Here is a 17,073-nt window from a genome sequence, read left to right on the forward strand (position 1 = left end):
CTCGGGGCAAGCGCCCGCCGCGCTTGCCGGCCTCGTTCCGCTCTCACCTCATCTGGGGGTTTCGTGAATCGCTCCGGTTCCCGCGCCGTGCTGCTGGTCGGCACCGCGCTCGTCCTCGCCGCCTGTCATCCGAAGGAAGCCGCGCCGCCCGCGCCGCGCCCGGTCGTCGCGCTGCCCGCGCGCGCCGACGGCGCCGCGGCCGCCGCCACGCTGCCCGGCGAGATCCAGCCACGTTATGCGACGCCGCTGTCGTTCCGCATCGCGGGCAAGATCATCGAGCGCAAGGTGCGGCTCGGCGATACCGTCAAGGCCGGCCAGGTCGTCGCGCTGCTCGATCCGTCCGACGTCGAGAAGAACGCCGCGAGCGCACAGGCGCAACTCGATGCCGCGTCGCACAGCCTCGCGTTCGCGAAGCAGCAGCGCGATCGCGATCGCGCGCAGGCGCGCGAGAACCTGATCGCAACGGCGCAGCTGGAGCAGACCGAGAACAGCTACACGTCCGCGCTCGCGCAGCGCGACCAGGCGCAGCAGCAGCTCGCGCTTGCGAAGAACCAGCTCCGCTATGCGACGCTCGTCGCCGATCACGCCGGCACCATCACCGCCGAGCAGGCCGACACCGGCCAGAACGTATCGGCCGGCCAGGCCGTCTACCAGCTCGCGTGGTCGGGCGACGTCGACGTCGTCAGCGACGTGCCCGAGGCCGCGCTCGCATCGCTCGCGCCCGGTCACGCGGCGAGCGTCACGCTGCCGTCGCTGCCGGGCCGCCAGTTCGCCGCGAAGGTGCGCGAAATCGCGCCGGCCGCCGATCCCCAGAGCCGCACCTGGCGTGTGAAGCTCACGCTCGCCGCGCCCGATCCGGCCGTGCGCCTCGGGATGACCGCGAACGTCGCGTTCGACGGCGCGCCGGTTGCCGGCAACGCGCCGAGCATCACGCTGCCCGCGACCGCACTGTTCCACGACGGCCCGCATCCGGCCCTGTGGGTCGTTCGCGCGAAGGACGACACGCTCGAGCTGCGCCGCGTCGACGTCGCGCGCTTCAACGAACGCACCGTCACCGTGTCGAGCGGGCTGCAGCCGGGCGAGCGCGTCGTGCTGCAAGGCGTGCATACGGTCAGCGCGGGCGAGAAGGTGCGGCCGGTCGCCCCGCTGCACGCGGAGGACTTCGCGTCATGAGCAGCCCCCGCGAAGAAGGCCGCTTCAACCTGTCGGCATGGGCGCTGCGCCACCAGGCGCTGGTCGTCTACCTGATCGCGCTCGCGACGCTCGCTGGCATCCTCGCGTACACGCGGCTCGCGCAATCCGAAGACCCGCCGTTCACGTTCCGCGTGATGGTGATCCGCACGTTCTGGCCCGGCGCGAGCGCGCGGCAGGTGCAGGAACAGGTGACCGACCGGATCGGCCGCAAGCTGCAGGAAACGCCGGCCATCGACTTCCTGCGCAGCTATTCGCGGCCAGGCGAATCGCTGATCTTCTTCACGATGAAGGACTCGGCGCCCGTGCAGGACGTGCCCGAGACCTGGTACCAGATCCGCAAGAAGGTCGGCGACATCGGCCATACGCTGCCGCCCGGCGTGCAGGGCCCGTTCTTCAACGACGAGTTCGGCGACGTCTACACCAACATCTGGACGCTCGAAGGCGACGGCTTCACGCCCGCGCAGCTCCACGACTATGCGGACCAGCTGCGCACCGTGCTGCTGCGCGTGCCCGGCGTCGGCAAGGTCGACTATTTCGGCGATCCCGACCAGCGGATTTTCATCGAGGTGAACAATGCGCAGCTCACGCGCCTCGGCATCTCGCCGCAGCAACTCGGGCAGGCGATCAACGCGCAGAACGACATCTCCTCGGCCGGCGTGCTGACGACCGCCGACGACCGCGTATTCGTGCGGCCGAGCGGCCAGTTCGACAACGTCGCCACGATCGCCGACACGCTGATCCGCATCAACGGCCGCACGTTCCGGCTCGGCGATCTCGCCACCGTGAAGCGCGGCTACGACGATCCGGCCATCACGCAGATGCGTGCGAACGGTCACGCCGTGCTCGGCATCGGCGTGACGATGCAGCCGGGCGGCGACGTGATCCGGCTCGGCAAGGCGCTCGACGCCGAATCGAAGGATCTGCAGGCGCGGCTGCCGGCCGGCCTCAAGCTGACGCTGGTGTCGAGCATGCCGCATGCGGTCGCGCATTCCGTCGACGACTTCCTCGAAGCCGTCGCCGAAGCGGTCGCGATCGTGCTGGTCGTGAGCCTCGTGTCGCTCGGCCTGCGCACCGGGATGGTCGTCGTGATCTCGATTCCGGTCGTGCTCGCCGTCACCGCCCTGTTCATGTACCTGTTCGACATCGGGCTGCACAAGGTGTCGCTCGGCACGCTCGTGCTCGCGCTCGGACTGCTCGTCGACGACGCGATCATCGCGGTCGAGATGATGGCCGTGAAGCTCGAGCAGGGCTACAGCCGCGCGCGCGCCGCCGCGTTCGCGTACACGAGCACCGCGTTCCCGATGCTGACGGGCACGCTCGTCACCGTGTCGGGCTTCCTGCCGATCGCGCTCGCGAAATCGAGTACCGGCGAGTACACGCGCTCGATCTTCGAGGTGTCGGCGATCGCGCTGATCGCATCGTGGTTCGCGGCCGTCGTGCTGATCCCGCTGCTGGGCTTCCACCTGCTGCCCGAACGCAAGAAGCACGCGCACGAAGCGCACCTGCCGGACGATCACGAGCACGACATCTACGACACGCGCTTCTACACGCGCTTGCGCGGCTGGATCGACTGGTGCATCGAGCGGCGCTTCGTCGTGCTGCTGATCACCGGCGCCCTGTTCGTGGTCGCGCTGGCGGGCTTCTCGCTCGTGCCGCAGCAATTCTTCCCGAGCTCCGATCGCCCCGAGCTGCTGATCGACCTGCGGCTGCCCGAAGGCGCGTCGTTCGCGGCGACGCTGCGCGAGACCGAACGCCTCGAGAAGGTGCTCGACAAGCGGCCCGAGATCGACCATTCGGTGAATTTCGTCGGCAGCGGCGCGCCGCGCTTCTACCTGCCGCTCGACCAGCAGCTGCAGTTGCCGAACTTCGCGCAGTTCGTCGTCACCGCGAAATCGGTCGAGGATCGCGAGAAGCTCGCGGCCTGGCTCGAGACCACGCTGCGCGACCGCTTCCCGGCCGTGCGCTGGCGCCTGTCGCGGCTCGAGAACGGGCCGCCCGTCGGTTACCCCGTGCAGTTCCGCGTGAGCGGCGACGACATCGCGACGGTGCGCGCGATCGCCGAGAAGGTCGCGGCGACGATGCGCGGCGACGCGCGCACGGTGAACGTGCAGTTCGACTGGGACGAGCCGGCCGAGCGCTCGGTGCGCTTCGAGCTCGACCAGAAGAAGGCGCGCGAGCTGAACGTCACGTCGCAGGACGTGTCGAGCTTCCTCGCGATGACGCTGTCCGGCACGACCGTCACGCAATACCGCGAACGCGACAAGCTGATCGCGGTCGACCTGCGTGCGCCGCGCGCCGATCGCGTCGATCCCGCTCAGCTCGCGGGCCTCGCGATGCCGACGCCGAACGGCCCCGTGCCGCTCGGTTCGCTCGGCCGCTTCACGCCGACGCTCGAATACGGCGTCGTGTGGGAACGCGACCGCCAGCCGACCATCACCGTGCAGTCCGACGTACGCGCCGGCGCACAGGGCATCGACGTCACGCATGCGATCGACGGCAAGTTGAATGCGTTGCGCGCGCAACTGCCGGTCGGCTACCAGATCAACATCGGCGGGTCGGTCGAGGAAAGTGCGAAGGCGCAGACGTCGATCAACGCGCAGATGCCGCTGATGGCGATCGCCGTGTTCACGCTGCTGATGATCCAGCTGCAGAGTTTCTCGCGCGTGCTGATGGTCGTGCTGACCGCCCCGCTCGGCCTGATCGGCGTGGTCGGCACGCTGCTGCTGTTCGGCCAGCCGTTCGGCTTCGTCGCGATGCTCGGCGTGATCGCGATGTTCGGGATCATCATGCGCAACTCGGTGATTCTCGTCGACCAGATCGAGCAGGACATCGCGGCCGGCCACGGACGCTTCGACGCGATCGTCGGCGCGACCGTGCGGCGCTTCCGACCGATCACGCTGACGGCCGCGGCCGCCGTGCTCGCGCTGATCCCGCTGTTGCGCTCGAACTTCTTCGGGCCGATGGCGACCGCGCTGATGGGCGGCATCACGAGCGCGACCGTGCTGACGCTGTTCTACCTGCCCGCGCTGTACGCCGCGTGGTTCCGCGTGAAGCGCGACGAACGCGACCCGCGCGACGCCCCGCCGCACGACGGCGGCACGCCTGCCGCGCCGTCGGGAGCCTGACCATGGAACTGTCGATGAACCTGAAAACGAAGGCCGCGCGGGTGCTCGCGGCCGCGAGCCTCGCCGGCCCGCTCGCCGGCTGCGCGTGGTTCGCGCCGAGCGGCGAGCCGCCCGCGATGCCGTCGCCCGCGCATTACGGCGCCGCGCCGCAAGTGCCGCAAACCGTCGCCGCGCAAGGCGTCGCGCAGCAGTTCGACGTCGGCGCGCAGCCCGTGCCCGACTGGTGGACGCAGTACCGCTCGGATGCGCTGAACGCACTCGTCGACGAAGGGCTGCGCAACAGCCCGACGCTCAGCGCCGCCGCGCACTCGCTGGATGCCGCGCGCGAGCAGTTGCGCGGGCAGATCGGCAGCTCGATGCTGCCGTCGATCGACGCCGGCGGCCAGGCCACGCGCCAGCGTGCGCTCGGCGTGCCGATCCCCGCGCTCGGCGCGCCGACGTTGCTGTACGACACGTTCGTCGGGCAACTGCAGGCGAGCTATACGGTCGACCTGTTCGGCGTATCGCGCTTCGCGAACCGTGCACTCGCGAAACGCGTCGACGTCAGCGCGTTCCAGCTCGAATCGGCACGCCGGGCACTCGCCGCGAACATCGTCACCGCGTCGATCACGGTGTCGGTGCTTAACGCGCAGATCGCCACCACCGAACGGCTCGTCGCGCTCGCGAACGACCAGGCGCACGACGCGCAACGCCGCTACGCGCTCGGCTCGGCATCGCGCAGCGACGCACTGAACGCGCAGCAAAGCGCGGACACCTTCGCCGCGAGCCTGCCCGCGCTGCGCCAGCAGCGCGACTCGGCGCGCCATGCGCTGGCCGTGCTGATCGGCCGCACGCCCGACCGGCCGCCCGCCGATCTCACGCTCGCCGACCTTCACCTGCCCGCGCAAGTACCGGTGGTCGTGCCGTCAGACCTGCTGCAAAGCCGCCCCGACATCCAGGCCGCCGACGCGGGGCTGAAGGCAGCCGCCGCCGAAGTCGGCCTCGCGACCGCGCAGCTGTTCCCGCAGCTGTCGCTGTCGGCCGCGATGGGCAAAGGCGGTTTCAGCTGGCCTGCGATGCTGTCGGGCGCCGGTTCGATCTGGAACGTCGGTGCGTCGCTGAGCCAGCCGCTGTTCCACGGCGGCGCGCTACTCGCGCAGCGCCGTGCGGCGAAGGCGACCTACGAGGCGGCGGTCGACCAGTACAAACAGACCGTGCTCGCCGCCTTCCAGAACGTCGCGGATTCGCTCGCCGCGCTCGAGCACGATGCTGAGGCGCTCGATGCGTCGTCGCGGGCCGCGCTGTCCGCGCGCGGCGCGTACGACGACGCGGCCGCCCGCGTGCGGCTCGGCGCGCTGCCGCCGTCGGCCGCGCGAGCAAGCGAGCTGCAGTACCGCAACGCGCGGCTCGACGAGATCCGCGCGACCGGCGCACGCTTCGCGGATACCGCGCGGCTCTATCAGGCGATGGGCACGCCGCCGTTCGACCCGGCCGGCAAGGCTGAAAAGGCTGGAAAGGCCGACCCGGCCGGCGACATCGGCAACGCGGCTCGAATCGCCCCCACCGCCCAGGCGCGCGCGGTCACGCCCGACGCGCCGCCGCCACCGCAATGACCGCAATAGCGCGACGTTTGCGTCGGGCGCGCGGGACCACCCCCGCGCGCCGATCCGCGATCTTCCGCTTGACCCTCACGTAGCGTAACGTTCGAGACTCCAGTGTGCGCACCGAACGGAGGACACCATGCGGCTGAAAGTGGGAGAACTGGCGAAACGCAGCGGCCTGACCGTCCGCACGCTTCATCACTATCACGCGATCGGCCTCCTGACGCCTTCGGCGCGTGCCGACAACGGCTACCGGCTGTACGACCGCGACGACATCGCCCGGCTCCACCAGATCCAGGCCCTGCGTCGCTTCGGACTGTCGCTCGCCGAAATCGGCGACTACCTGAACCGGCCCGGCACCCCGCTCGTCGCGCTCGTCGCGAGGCAGATCGCGTCTCTCGACCACCAGCTCGCGCAGACCGCGCAGCTGCGCGAGCGGCTCGTGCACCTGCACGCGCAACTCGCCGCGGGCACGGAGCCGGAGCTGGCCGATTGGCTCACCACACTGGAGTTGATGACCGTGTACGACAAATACTTTTCCGAGGAAGAACTCGCGCGCCTGCCGATGTATCGCAAGAGCCAGGCCGGCGACGCGGAATGGACGGCGCTCGTCGCCGACGTGCGTGCGCTGCACGACGCGGGCGTGCCGCCCGAGGACGAGCGCGCACGCGCGCTAGCCGGCCGCTGGATGGCGCTGCTCGTGCGCGACACGAACAACGATCCGCGGCTGCTGGCGAAGCTCAACCTGATGCACGAGCGCGAACCGTCGATGCAGTCGAAACTCGGCATCTCGACCGTGCTGCGCGACTATGTGCTGCGCGCGTCCGCGGAAACGAAGATGCGGATCTTCGAGAAGTATCTCGCGCCGGACGAGATCCGCTTCATGCGGGCGCACTTCGGTGAACGCTCGATGGAATGGCCGCAACTGATGGGCGACGTGCGCGACGCGATCGATGCGGGCGCGCAGCCCGATTCACCGGAAGGCCGCGCGCTCGCGCAACGCTGGCTCGACCTGTTCCGCAGCTACGCGGGCAACGACCCGGCCACGCACGCGAAATTCCGCAACGCGATGATGACCGAGCCGGCGCTGACGAAGGACTCATGGGTCGACGACACGCTGCTCGGCTTCATGCGCGAGGCGATGGCGCAGCTTGCGCCGGCGCGTTGAGGGTCCAACGCCCAGGCAGCCCGGGCGGTGCGTGGCCGTTGCGCGCCGCCCGGACACGTCGTCAGGCGAACCGGCTCGTATCCGGCCGCGCGTCGAAAACGCCGCGCGATCACGTCTCACCTGCAGCGCCGAGCCGCGTGCTTCCTCACCACTTGCAGCCCGTATCGCGAACCGCATCCAGCGCGAGCATCGGGAGTGCGAGCAAGCCGGCACTCGAGTAGGCGCGCCGGCAGTCGGCGCGCCGCGCATCCGACACCCCGCTTGCCAGCGTCTCGTCGACCGAATGGCGACGCGCGGCCGGGAGGCCGGACGATGCGCCCAGCGCACCGACCGTGGCCGCCGCAGGGCTGCGCCCCGTCGCGCGACGCGAGCCGATCGTCGCCAGATCACGCCCCCAGTCGACCTCGGGGGGCGGCGCACGCACCGGGCTGCTTTCAGCCGAATCCGGCGCGCCGCCGGTCGTTGCCTGCGCGGGCGCGGCCGCAAGCGAACGTGTCGCCCGGCGCGGCGTCGCCGCTGCGCCGGAACGGCTTTTGGGTTCGCGCGTCCCTCGCATGGCTGCTGTCGGACCGGTGCGCCGGTCGACCTCGGTTGCGGGCGCAGGTTCGGGCGTCACGGGAATCAACCGGACGCTCAATGCAATCCGGCCCGACGACGCATCGACCCGGGTCGCAACCGGCCCGCGCGCCGCGGGCATCCACTGCAGCGCATACCAACCGATCGCATGCAGCAACACGGCGATCACGCCTGCAACTGCCACGATGCCCGGCCGACGCCGCCGCGCCGCGTCGACGCTCGGCGCGTGCGGCACGTCAATCCGGCTCGCCGCCGCCGTCATCGATGAACGCGAGCAGGTCGCCCGGCTGACAGTCGAGATACCGGCAGATCGCCTCCAGCGTCGCGAAGCGGATGCCCTTGACCTTGCCTTGCTTGAGCAGCGACAGGTTCGGTTCGGTGATCCCGACGGCCGCCGCGAGATCCTTCGAGCGGACCTTGCGGGTCGCGAGCATCACATCGAGTTTGACCACGATCGACATCGCGCGCCTCAGACGAACTGCCGGTGTTCGGCATCGAGCTCGCTCGCCTGCCGCAGGATGTGCGCGATCACCGCGATACAGGCCGCCGTGAACAGCGCGACGACGTACGGCAGGCTGAAGCCGATGCTGACGACGCGATGGCCGACCGGTTCGCGAAACGTCGCCCACACGCTCAGCAGCGGTTCGCACAGCAGGCTCAACAGCACCCACAGACCGATCGCGCGCCCCGTCTTGCCGAGATGGCCGGCCGCCTGCGCCGAGAAATAGTCGCGCCGAGCGTAGGTCCGGAACAGCTCGCGCAAGTGGCGCAGGCCGCCCGCGAGCGCAACGAGCGGGACGCTCGACAGCAGGATGCCGACGGCCTTCTGCCACCACGGGAACGCGCCGACATCGACGCCCAGGTTCGTGACCACCGAATCGGTGAGGCCGAATACGAGGCCGGGCCCGGTGGCCGCGCTCAACGACGGGAACGCCCAGCACGCGGCGTTGAGCACCAGCATGCCGACGATGAACCACAGCGTGACGGTAGCCATGCGCTGACTGATACGGGCCATGCGATCGGAATGCATGCGACCTCCTCGATACGGTGTGAACACGCATCGATTGTAAGCCAGATGATTATCGTAAAACGATAATTATTTTGTGCAGAACAGTCATTTTTTATCGTCAATCATGACAGCCGACTGCCAGCTCGCCCGACCGGCCGGGCAATCGGCGATCGTCGTGCGGGCCGATCGCGCGCCCGCGCTTCGTCATGTCGCGAGGGAACACGGGCTGGGCGTTCGGGTCCGCATTCGGCACAGGCGGCGCGCCGCCGTCCATCAGCTTGCCGCTTGATGCGACCGGTCGGCGGCAGCCAGGCACGACGCGCCCGCTTACCGGTCGCGCCCCCCGAGCCCGAGCGTCTTCATCCGCCGGTACAGCGTGCGCTCGCTCATCCCGACGTGCTCGGCCAGTTGCTTGCGCGTGCCGTCGAACGTGCTCGCAAGCCGCACGAGTTCCGCGTCCGACACACCGCGCGCGTCCGCCGCACGCGCCGGTGGCATCACCGACGCCGCGACCAGCTCGGCCGGCAGATGCTCGACGCGAATCGTGCCGTCGTCCGCGAACAGGCACGCGCGCTCGAGCACGTTGCGCAGTTCGCGGATGTTGCCCGGCCATGCATACGCGTCGAGGCACGCGCGCGCGCGCTCGGTCAGCACGAACGGCCGGGCCGCGAACGGCCTCGCGCTCGCGTCGCCCGCGCCGGCGCGCGCGTTCGCGATGCGCCGCAGGATCGACTCGGCCAGCAGCGCGACGTCGCCACGCCGCTCGCGCAGCGCGGGCAGCGGAATCGGGAACGCGTTGATCCGGTAGTACAGGTCCTGACGGAACCGGCCGTCGTCGATCATCTCGCGCAGCGGCTTGTGGGTCGCCGCGACGAGCCGGAAATCCGCGCGCAGCGCCTCGACGCCGCCGACGCGCCGGAACGTCCCCGACTCGATCAGCCGCAGCAGCTTCACCTGCATCGGCAGCGGCACGTCGCCGATCTCGTCGAGAAACAGCGTGCCGCCCTGCGCGGTCTCGACGAGGCCCGGCTTGCGCTGGTTCGCACCGGTAAACGCGCCCTTCTCGTAGCCGAACAGTTCGCTCTCGAACAGGGTCTCGGCGATGCCCGAACAGTCGACCACCACGAACGGCCCCATCGCACGCTCGCTCGCCTCGTGCAGCGCCCGCGCGAACAGTTCCTTGCCGGTACCCGATTCGCCGAGCAGCAGCACGGGCAGCATCGACGGCGCGACGCGCTGCAGCGCGCCGAGCGCCGCATTGAACGCGTCTGCGCCGCCGACGAGCCCTTCCGCACTCGGCTGCGCCGACGCGCTGCGCACCGTCGTCAGCCGCTCGACGTAGGCGATCACGTCGCCGCGCGCATCGAAGATCGGCCGCAACTCCACGTCGACGTGCTCGGGGCCGCGCGGCGTATGGTGTATGTGCAGCACGCGGTTCAGGCTGCGCGACTCGCGCGCCTGCTTCATCGGGCAATGCTCGCCCGCCTGGTCGCACGGCACGTCGTAATGATGCGAAACCCGGAAGCAGTGCCGGCCGACGTGCTCGACGCCCGCCACGCCGAACTGGCGCCGGTACGCATCGTTCGCGGCGAGGATGCGGTAGTCGGGATCGACGACGATCATCGGCTGCGGATCCTGTTCCAGATACGCGACGAGCGCGCGCACGTCGGGCATGACGTCGCGCGACGGCGCGGGAACGATCGGAATGGTGTCGTGCGGATTCATGGGGAGGCTCGGGAACGGATGGGCGGACGGACTGCCAGGCGGACTGCCAATTCTGCCACGACGCTGCCAGATATGGCAGTCGACGTCGACGGCACCCCGTCGCCGGTGCCTGCGACCCACCGCGGCCACGCCAAAAATCCGAGCCGAATCAATTACCTGCCACATCATCCGGCAGCGCGGCCCGAATTGGCATGCTTCTTGAACATGGGATGCCCGATTGCAGACGCAGAACCCGATCGAGGACATCCCGTGAGCCATGCCCCCCAGCTGTCGGTCGAAGGCTTTTTCGACCCGGCGACCCACACCGTCAGCTATCTGCTGCTCGACACCGAAAGCCGTGCGTGCGCGCTGATCGACAGCGTGCTCGACTACGATCCGAAATCCGGCCGCACGCACACCGCCAGCGCCGACCGGCTGATCGCGCGCGTCGCCGAACTCGGCGCGACCGTCCACTGGCTGCTGGAAACGCACGTGCATGCCGACCATCTGTCGGCCGCGCCGTACCTGAAGGCGCATGTCGGCGGACAGATCGCGATCGGTGCCCACGTGCGCCGCGTGCAACACGTATTCGGCACGCTGTTCAACGCCGGCCCCGGCTTCGCGCAGGACGGCCGCCAGTTCGACCGCCTGCTCGACGACGGCGACACGCTCGCGCTCGGCGCGCTGACGATCCGCGCGCTGCACACGCCGGGCCATACGCCGGCGTGCCTGACCTACTGCGTCGACGACGCGACGCAGCGCGCGGCGTTCGTCGGCGACACGCTGTTCATGCCCGACTACGGCACCGCCCGCTGCGACTTCCCGGGCGGCGACGCGCGCACGCTGTACCGTTCGATCGCGCGCGTGCTCGCCCTGCCGCCCGACACGCGCCTGTATCTGTGCCACGACTACCAGCCGGGCGGCCGCGACGTGCAGTTCGTGACGACGGTGGCCGAGCAGCGTCGCGCGAACGTGCACGTGAAGGACGGCGTGACCGAGGACGATTTCGTCGCCATGCGCACCGCGCGCGACGCGACGCTCGACATGCCCGTGCTGATGCTGCCGTCGGTACAGGTCAACATGCGCGCCGGCCACCTGCCCGAGCCCGAAAACAATGGCGTGCGCTACCTGAAGATCCCGCTCGACGCGATCTGAGCCGCCGCCCCGACCGGAGAACCCCCGACATGACCATCCGCCCGCTGACCGACCTGCTGTCGGTCTCGCCCCAGATCGCCGCGACCGACCTGCCCGCGCTGCACGCGGCCGGCATCCGCACGATCGTCTGCAACCGCCCCGACGGCGAAGGCGCCGACCAGCCGACCGTCGCCGAGATCCGCGCCGCCGCCGCGCCGCTCGGCATCGCCGTGCACTACCTGCCCGTCGACACCGGCAAGGTCACCGACGACCAGGCCGCGCAGTTCGGCACGCTCGTCGCGTCGCTCGCCGGCCCGGTACTCGCGTACTGCCGCAGCGGCACGCGTTCGGCGACGCTGTGGGCGCTCTCGCAGGCAGGCCGGCGTCCTGCCGGCGACATCGTCGCGATCGCCGCCACGGCCGGCTACGACCTCGGCGCGCTCGCACCGCGTCTCACGCGAGATCTCGCGCAAGACGGCCGCCAGGCCGCGCCGGCCGTCGACGCGCGGCACGACATCGTGATCGTCGGCGCGGGTGCGGCCGGCGTCGCGGTCGCGTCGAGCCTGCTGGCACGCGACGCATCGCTCGATATCGCGGTGATCGACCCGGCCGATACGCACTACTACCAGCCGGGCTGGACGATGGTCGGCGCGGGCGTGTTCCGGCCCGACACGACCGCGCGCCCGATCGTCGACCTGCTGCCGCGCGGCGTGAAATGGATCCGGGCCGCCGTCGCCGGCTTCGAGCCCGACACGCACACGGTGGTGCTCGACGGCTGCCGGCGCATCGGCTACCTCAAGCTGGTCGTGTGCCCGGGCCTCAAGCTCGACTGGCACGCGATCGACGGCCTCGCTCAAACGCTCGGCCGCAACGGCGTCACGTCGAACTATCGCTACGATCTCGCGCCGTACACGTGGGAACTGGTGCAGGCGTTCCGCGGCGGCAATGCGCTGTTCACGCAGCCGCCGATGCCGATCAAGTGCGCGGGCGCCCCGCAAAAGGCGATGTACCTGTCGTGCGATCACTGGCGGCGCGCGGGCCGCCTCGGTGCCGCGAACGTCGAGTTCCTGAACGCGGGCGGCGCGCTGTTCGGGGTCGCCGATTACGTGCCCGCGCTGATGGAGTACGTGAAACGCTACGACATCGCGCTGTCGTTCGGCCACAACCTCGTCGCGATCGACGGGCCGGCGCGGCGCGCGACGTTCAAGCGCGCGCTGCCCGACGGCGGCACGGAAACCGTCGAGCGCCCGTACGACATGATCCACGTCGTGCCGCCGCAGAAGGCGCCCGATTTCGTGCGCGCGAGCCCGCTCGCCGACGCGGCCGGCTGGATCGACGTCGATCCGGCGACGCTGCGGCACAAGCAGTTCGCGGACATCTTCGCGCTCGGCGACGTCACCAACACGACCAATGCGAAAACCGCCGCCGCGGCCCGCAAGCAGGCGCCCGTCGTCGCGCACAACGTGCTCGCGTCGCTGGGCCGCGCGCGCGGCGACGCCGCGTACGACGGCTACGGCTCGTGCCCGCTCACCGTCGAGCGCGGCAAGATCGTGCTCGCGGAATTCCTGTACGGCGGCAAGGTCGCGCCGACCTTCCCCGCGTGGCTGATCGACGGCCGGCGCCCGTCGCGGCTCGCGTGGCTGCTCAAGGAGCGCGTACTGCCGCCGCTCTACTGGAAGGCGATGCTCAAGGGCCGCGAATGGCTCGCGAAGCCCGCGATCGCACGTTGACCGGAATCCGATGACACCATGCTGATTTCCCTCGTACTCGGCAGTCTCGTCGGCGCCGTGCTCGGCCTCACCGGTGCGGGCGGCGGCATTCTCGCGGTGCCCGCGCTCGTCGTCGGGATGGGCTGGCCGATGCAGCAGGCCACGCCCGTCGCGCTCGTCGCGGTCGCGGGCAGCGCCGCGCTCGGCGCGCTCGAAGGGTTTCGCCGCGGGCTCGTGCGCTATCGCGCGGCGTTGCTGATGGCCGTCGCCGGCGTGCCGCTCACGACGCTCGGCGTGAAGCTCGCGCACGTGCTGCCGCAACGCGTGCTGCTGGCGCTGTTCGCGCTGACGATGCTGGTCGTCGCGGGCCGCCTGCTGCGGCAGGCGCTGCGTCATGCGCCCGGCGACGCGGACGCGTCGCCGCTGTGCGTCGGCCGCGTGAATCCCGACACGGGCCGGCTCGTCTGGTCGTGGCCGGTCGGGCTCGCGCTCGCGTCGACCGGCGCGGTGACGGGGCTGATGACGGGCTTGCTCGGTGTCGGCGGCGGTTTCGTGATCGTGCCGATGCTGCGCAAGTTCACGAACGTGTCGATGCACGGCGTGGTCGCGACGTCGCTGATGGTGATCGCGCTGGTCGGCACCGGCGGCGTGTTCACGACGCTCGTGTCGGGCACGCGCGCGCCGCTCGACATGACGCTGTGGTTCACGGTCGCGACGGCAATCGGGATGGCGATCGGCCGCAGCGCGTCCCGGCACCTGTCCGCGCGGCACGTGCAGGCCGGCTTCGCTGCGGTGCTCGTGTGCGTCGCGCTCGGGTTGCTCGCGAAGGCGGCGTTCGGCGCATAAGCTGCACGCGGCGCGCACACCAGACAAAACGCCCGGGCCGACTCGTCGTCGGCACCGGGCGTGGTTCGCTGCGTCGGCAACCTGAGCGCGAGCGCGTCAGGCGGCGAATGCGGCCATCCGCTTGCGTTCCTGGCGCAGCATCACGAAGTTCGCGATCACGACGCCCGCCGTCACCGCGACGATGAACAGCGTCGCGAGCGCGTTCATCTCCGGGTTCAGGCCGAGACGCACGCGCGAGAACACGACGAGCGGCAGCGTCGTCGAGCCGGGGCCCGACAGGAACGCCGACAGCACGAGGTCGTCGATCGACAGCGTGAACGACAGCAGCCAGCCCGCGATCAGCGCCTGCGAGATCAGCGGCAGCGTGATCGTGAAGAACACCTTCAGCGGCGTCGCGCCGAGATCGAGCGCCGCTTCCTCGAGCGACGGGTTCAGTTCGCGCACGCGCGACTGCACGATGATCGCGACGTACGAGATGCACAGCATCACGTGGCCCAGCCAGATCGTGAACACGCCGCGCTCGGCCGGCCAGCCGATCCACTTCGCGAGCTCGATGAACAGCAGCAGCAGCGAGATCCCCTGGATCACCTCGGGGATCACCAGCGGCGCGTTGATCATCCCGCTGAACAGCGCAAAGCCGCGAAAGCGCCCCATCCGCGCGAGCACGAAGCCGGCCCACGTGCCGATGAACACCGACGCGAACGCGGTCAGCACGCCGATCTTCAGCGACAGCCACGCGGCCGTCAGCAGCTCGTCGTCCTCCGCGAGCGCCGAGTACCAGCGGAACGAGAAGCCCGACCACACGGTGACGAGCTTCGACTCGTTGAACGAATAGACGATCAGGCTGATGATCGGGATGTACAGGAACGCGAAGCCGGCGAACAGCGCCGCGAACTGCAGGTAGCGATTCGGCTTCATCGACGGCGGCCCTCCTGCTCCTTCGCCTGGAAGTGCTGGAACATCGCCATCGGCACGAGCAGCAGCAGCACCATCGCGCAGGTCACGGCCGACGCCATCGGCCAGTCTGCGTTGTTGAAGAACTCGTTCCACATCACCCGGCCGATCATCAGCGTGTTCGCGCCGCCGAGCAGTTCCGGAATCACGTACTCACCGACCGCCGGAATGAACACCAGCAGGCAGCCCGCGATGATCCCGTTCTTCGACAGCGGCAGCGTGATCTGCACGAACGCCTTCCACGGCTTCGCGCCGAGATCGTACGCGGCTTCGAGCAGGCGCAGGTCCATCTTCACGAGATGCGCGTACAGCGGCATCACGAGGAACGGCAGGTACGAATACACCATCCCGATGTACACCGCGTAGTTCGTGCGGTACAACTCGATCGGCGTATGGGTCAGGCCGATCCACATCAGGAAGTTGTTCAGGAGCCCGTTGTTCTTCAGGATCCCGATCCACGCGTACACGCGGATCAGGAACGACGTCCAGAACGGCAGCATCACGCCCATCATCAGCAGGTTGCGGGTCGCCGGGTTCGAACGCGCGATGTAGTACGCCATCGGATAACCGATCAGCAGGCACAGCAGCGTCGTGATCGCCGCGACCACCACCGAATTCACGTAGGTCGCGAAATACAGGCTGTCGGTGAGCAGGAACGCGTAGTGCGACAGGTTCAGCGCGATGTGCACCACGCCGTCCGCGTACGACGCGAGTTCCGTATACGGCGGGATGCCGAGCTGCAGCTCCGCGAAGCTGATCTTCACGACCAGCACGAACGGCACCAGGAAGAACAGCACGAGCCACGTGTACGGCCCCGCGACGACCGCCGAGCCGCCGGTCAGGTTGAAGCGCCGCACGGGCCATGCGAGCAGGGACTTGAGCGTGCTCATGACGTCAGCACCACGCCGGCCGTCGCGCTCCAGCGCACGTAGATCTCGTCGCCGAGCGCCGGCGTGTCGAGCTCGGAAATCGCGAGGCTCGACACGTTCGCGATCACCGTCTTGCCCGCGTCGAGCTTCACGTGATACAGCGAGTAGCCGCCCATGTACGCGACGTTGGTGATCTTGCCGTGCGCCCAGTTGAACGCGCCTTCGGGCGGCTTGCGGGTGAGCGCGATCCGCTCGGGGCGCACCGACACCGTGACCGGCATCCCGAGCGGGCCCGTGATCCCGTGGCTCACGTACAGCCGGCTCGGCAGCTCCGGCGATTCGATGTACACGTAATCGGGTTCGTCCTCGACGGTGACGCCTTCGAACAGGTTGGTCGAGCCGATGAACTCGGCCGAGAAGCGGCTGTTAGGATATTCGTAGACTTCGTTCGGCGAGCCGATCTGCACGATCTGCCCTTCGCTCATCACGGCGAGCCGGTTCGCCATCGTCATCGCCTCTTCCTGGTCGTGCGTGACCATGATGCAGGTGACGCCGACCTTGTTCAGGATGTTGACGAGCTCGATCTGCGTGCGCTGGCGGATCTGCTTGTCGAGCGCCGACATCGGCTCGTCGAGCAGCAGCACCTTCGGGCGCTTGACGAGCGAACGCGCGAGCGCGACGCGCTGCTGCTGGCCGCCCGACAGCTGGTGCGGCTTGCGCTTCGCGTACTTGCTCATCTGCACGAGCTCGAGCGCCGCGGCGACGCGCTCCTTCAGCTCCGCCTTTGGCGTGCCTTCCTGCTTCAGGCCGTAGGCGACGTTCGATTCGACCGACATGTGCGGGAACAGCGCATACGACTGGAACATCATGTTCACGGGCCGCTTGTACGGCGGCATCTGTGCGAGGTCCTCGCCGTCGATCAGGATCTTGCCCGACGTGACCGTCTCGAGGCCCGCCAGCATGCGCAGCAGCGTCGACTTGCCTGAACCCGAGCTGCCGAGCAGCGCGAACAGCTCACCCTGGCGCACCGTCAGGTTCACGTTGCGCACCACTTCGGTGTCGCCGAATTTCTTGACGACGTCGACGATCTGGACAAAATTCTCGGCGCGCGTGTCGGCGCCGGACGAAGGAACGAAGGACGGTGCGCCCGCGACCGGCGCACCCGACTGGCTATTCATGATGTGCTGCTTCTCTCCTGCGTTTGA

At 69.4% G+C, this 17,073-nt stretch carries 14 protein-coding genes; 7 read left to right on the forward strand and 7 right to left on the reverse strand.

What is annotated here, in order from left to right; genetic code table 11:
• The first annotated feature begins 63 nt into the window (after positions 1-63).
• The 4 genes from DID98_RS08065 (at position 64) to DID98_RS08080 (ending at position 7,067) form a co-directional block, all read left to right on the forward strand.
• Complete coding sequence (locus DID98_RS08065) at positions 64-1,173, forward strand: efflux RND transporter periplasmic adaptor subunit (protein WP_124570535.1); 1,110 nt, start codon at positions 64-66, stop codon at positions 1,171-1,173.
• Positions 1,170-4,319 carry an efflux RND transporter permease subunit gene (locus tag DID98_RS08070; protein ID WP_124521707.1) on the forward strand — a complete coding sequence of 1,050 codons (3,150 nt, stop codon included), beginning with the start codon at positions 1,170-1,172 and terminating at the stop codon, positions 4,317-4,319. The genes DID98_RS08065 and DID98_RS08070 overlap by 4 nt, the downstream gene beginning before the upstream one ends.
• Before the next feature lie 2 nt (positions 4,320-4,321).
• Positions 4,322-5,911: an efflux transporter outer membrane subunit gene (locus tag DID98_RS08075; RefSeq protein WP_124570536.1), complete on the forward strand. Its 1,590-nt coding sequence runs from the start codon at positions 4,322-4,324 to the stop codon at positions 5,909-5,911.
• Between the two features lie 127 nt (positions 5,912-6,038).
• Entirely contained in the window at positions 6,039-7,067 is a 1,029-nt protein-coding gene (locus tag DID98_RS08080; protein WP_124485432.1) for a MerR family transcriptional regulator, read from the forward strand.
• Between the two features lie 145 nt (positions 7,068-7,212).
• Here DID98_RS08080 and DID98_RS08085 read toward each other — a convergent pair whose 3' ends face one another.
• The 4 genes from DID98_RS08085 to DID98_RS08100 form a co-directional block, all read right to left on the reverse strand.
• Complete coding sequence (locus DID98_RS08085; protein WP_124570537.1) at positions 7,213-7,905, reverse strand: hypothetical protein; 693 nt, start codon at positions 7,903-7,905, stop codon at positions 7,213-7,215.
• Positions 7,880-8,104: a helix-turn-helix transcriptional regulator gene (locus tag DID98_RS08090; protein ID WP_124570538.1), complete on the reverse strand. Its 225-nt coding sequence runs from the start codon at positions 8,102-8,104 to the stop codon at positions 7,880-7,882. The genes DID98_RS08085 and DID98_RS08090 overlap by 26 nt, the downstream gene beginning before the upstream one ends.
• Positions 8,105-8,112: 8 nt before the next feature.
• The gene (locus tag DID98_RS08095; protein WP_124570539.1) at positions 8,113-8,673 is read right to left on the reverse strand and encodes a DUF2975 domain-containing protein; all 561 of its coding nucleotides are present in this window, start codon (positions 8,671-8,673) and stop codon (positions 8,113-8,115) included.
• Positions 8,674-8,979: 306 nt separating this feature from the next.
• Entirely contained in the window at positions 8,980-10,377 is a 1,398-nt protein-coding gene (locus DID98_RS08100) for a sigma-54-dependent Fis family transcriptional regulator (RefSeq protein WP_124570540.1), read from the reverse strand.
• A gap of 249 nt (positions 10,378-10,626) precedes the next feature.
• Here DID98_RS08100 and DID98_RS08105 point away from each other — a divergent pair, with 249 nt between their 5' ends.
• Genes DID98_RS08105 through DID98_RS08115 form a run of 3 tightly spaced genes read left to right on the forward strand, consistent with a single transcriptional unit; the run spans position 10,627 to position 14,045 of the window.
• Positions 10,627-11,511 (forward strand): MBL fold metallo-hydrolase, encoded by an 885-nt coding sequence (locus DID98_RS08105; RefSeq protein WP_124485427.1) that lies wholly within the window; start codon positions 10,627-10,629, stop codon positions 11,509-11,511.
• A gap of 29 nt (positions 11,512-11,540) precedes the next feature.
• Positions 11,541-13,220, forward strand: a complete 1,680-nt coding sequence (locus DID98_RS08110; RefSeq protein WP_124570541.1) for a bifunctional protein tyrosine phosphatase family protein/NAD(P)/FAD-dependent oxidoreductase — start codon at positions 11,541-11,543, stop codon at positions 13,218-13,220.
• Positions 13,221-13,238: 18 nt separating this feature from the next.
• On the forward strand, positions 13,239-14,045 hold the full coding sequence (locus DID98_RS08115; RefSeq protein ID WP_124570542.1) for a sulfite exporter TauE/SafE family protein: 807 nt from the start codon (positions 13,239-13,241) through the stop codon (positions 14,043-14,045).
• Positions 14,046-14,141: 96 nt separating this feature from the next.
• Here the strand turns inward: DID98_RS08115 and DID98_RS08120 are convergent, their stop codons facing one another.
• The 3 genes from DID98_RS08120 to DID98_RS08130 are packed head-to-tail and all read right to left on the reverse strand — an operon-like array spanning position 14,142 to position 17,046.
• On the reverse strand, positions 14,142-14,963 hold the full coding sequence (locus tag DID98_RS08120) for an ABC transporter permease subunit (RefSeq protein WP_124485424.1): 822 nt from the start codon (positions 14,961-14,963) through the stop codon (positions 14,142-14,144).
• Positions 14,960-15,889: an ABC transporter permease subunit gene (locus DID98_RS08125; RefSeq protein ID WP_044848264.1), complete on the reverse strand. Its 930-nt coding sequence runs from the start codon at positions 15,887-15,889 to the stop codon at positions 14,960-14,962. Before DID98_RS08125 ends, DID98_RS08120 begins: the two co-directional genes overlap by 4 nt.
• Entirely contained in the window at positions 15,886-17,046 is a 1,161-nt protein-coding gene (locus DID98_RS08130; protein WP_044848265.1) for an ABC transporter ATP-binding protein, read from the reverse strand. Before DID98_RS08130 ends, DID98_RS08125 begins: the two co-directional genes overlap by 4 nt.
• Between the last annotated feature and the right edge of the window lie 27 nt (positions 17,047-17,073).

Origin of the sequence: Burkholderia sp. Bp8984 (assembly GCF_003853755.1) — a bacterium.
Classification (GTDB): domain Bacteria; phylum Pseudomonadota; class Gammaproteobacteria; order Burkholderiales; family Burkholderiaceae; genus Burkholderia.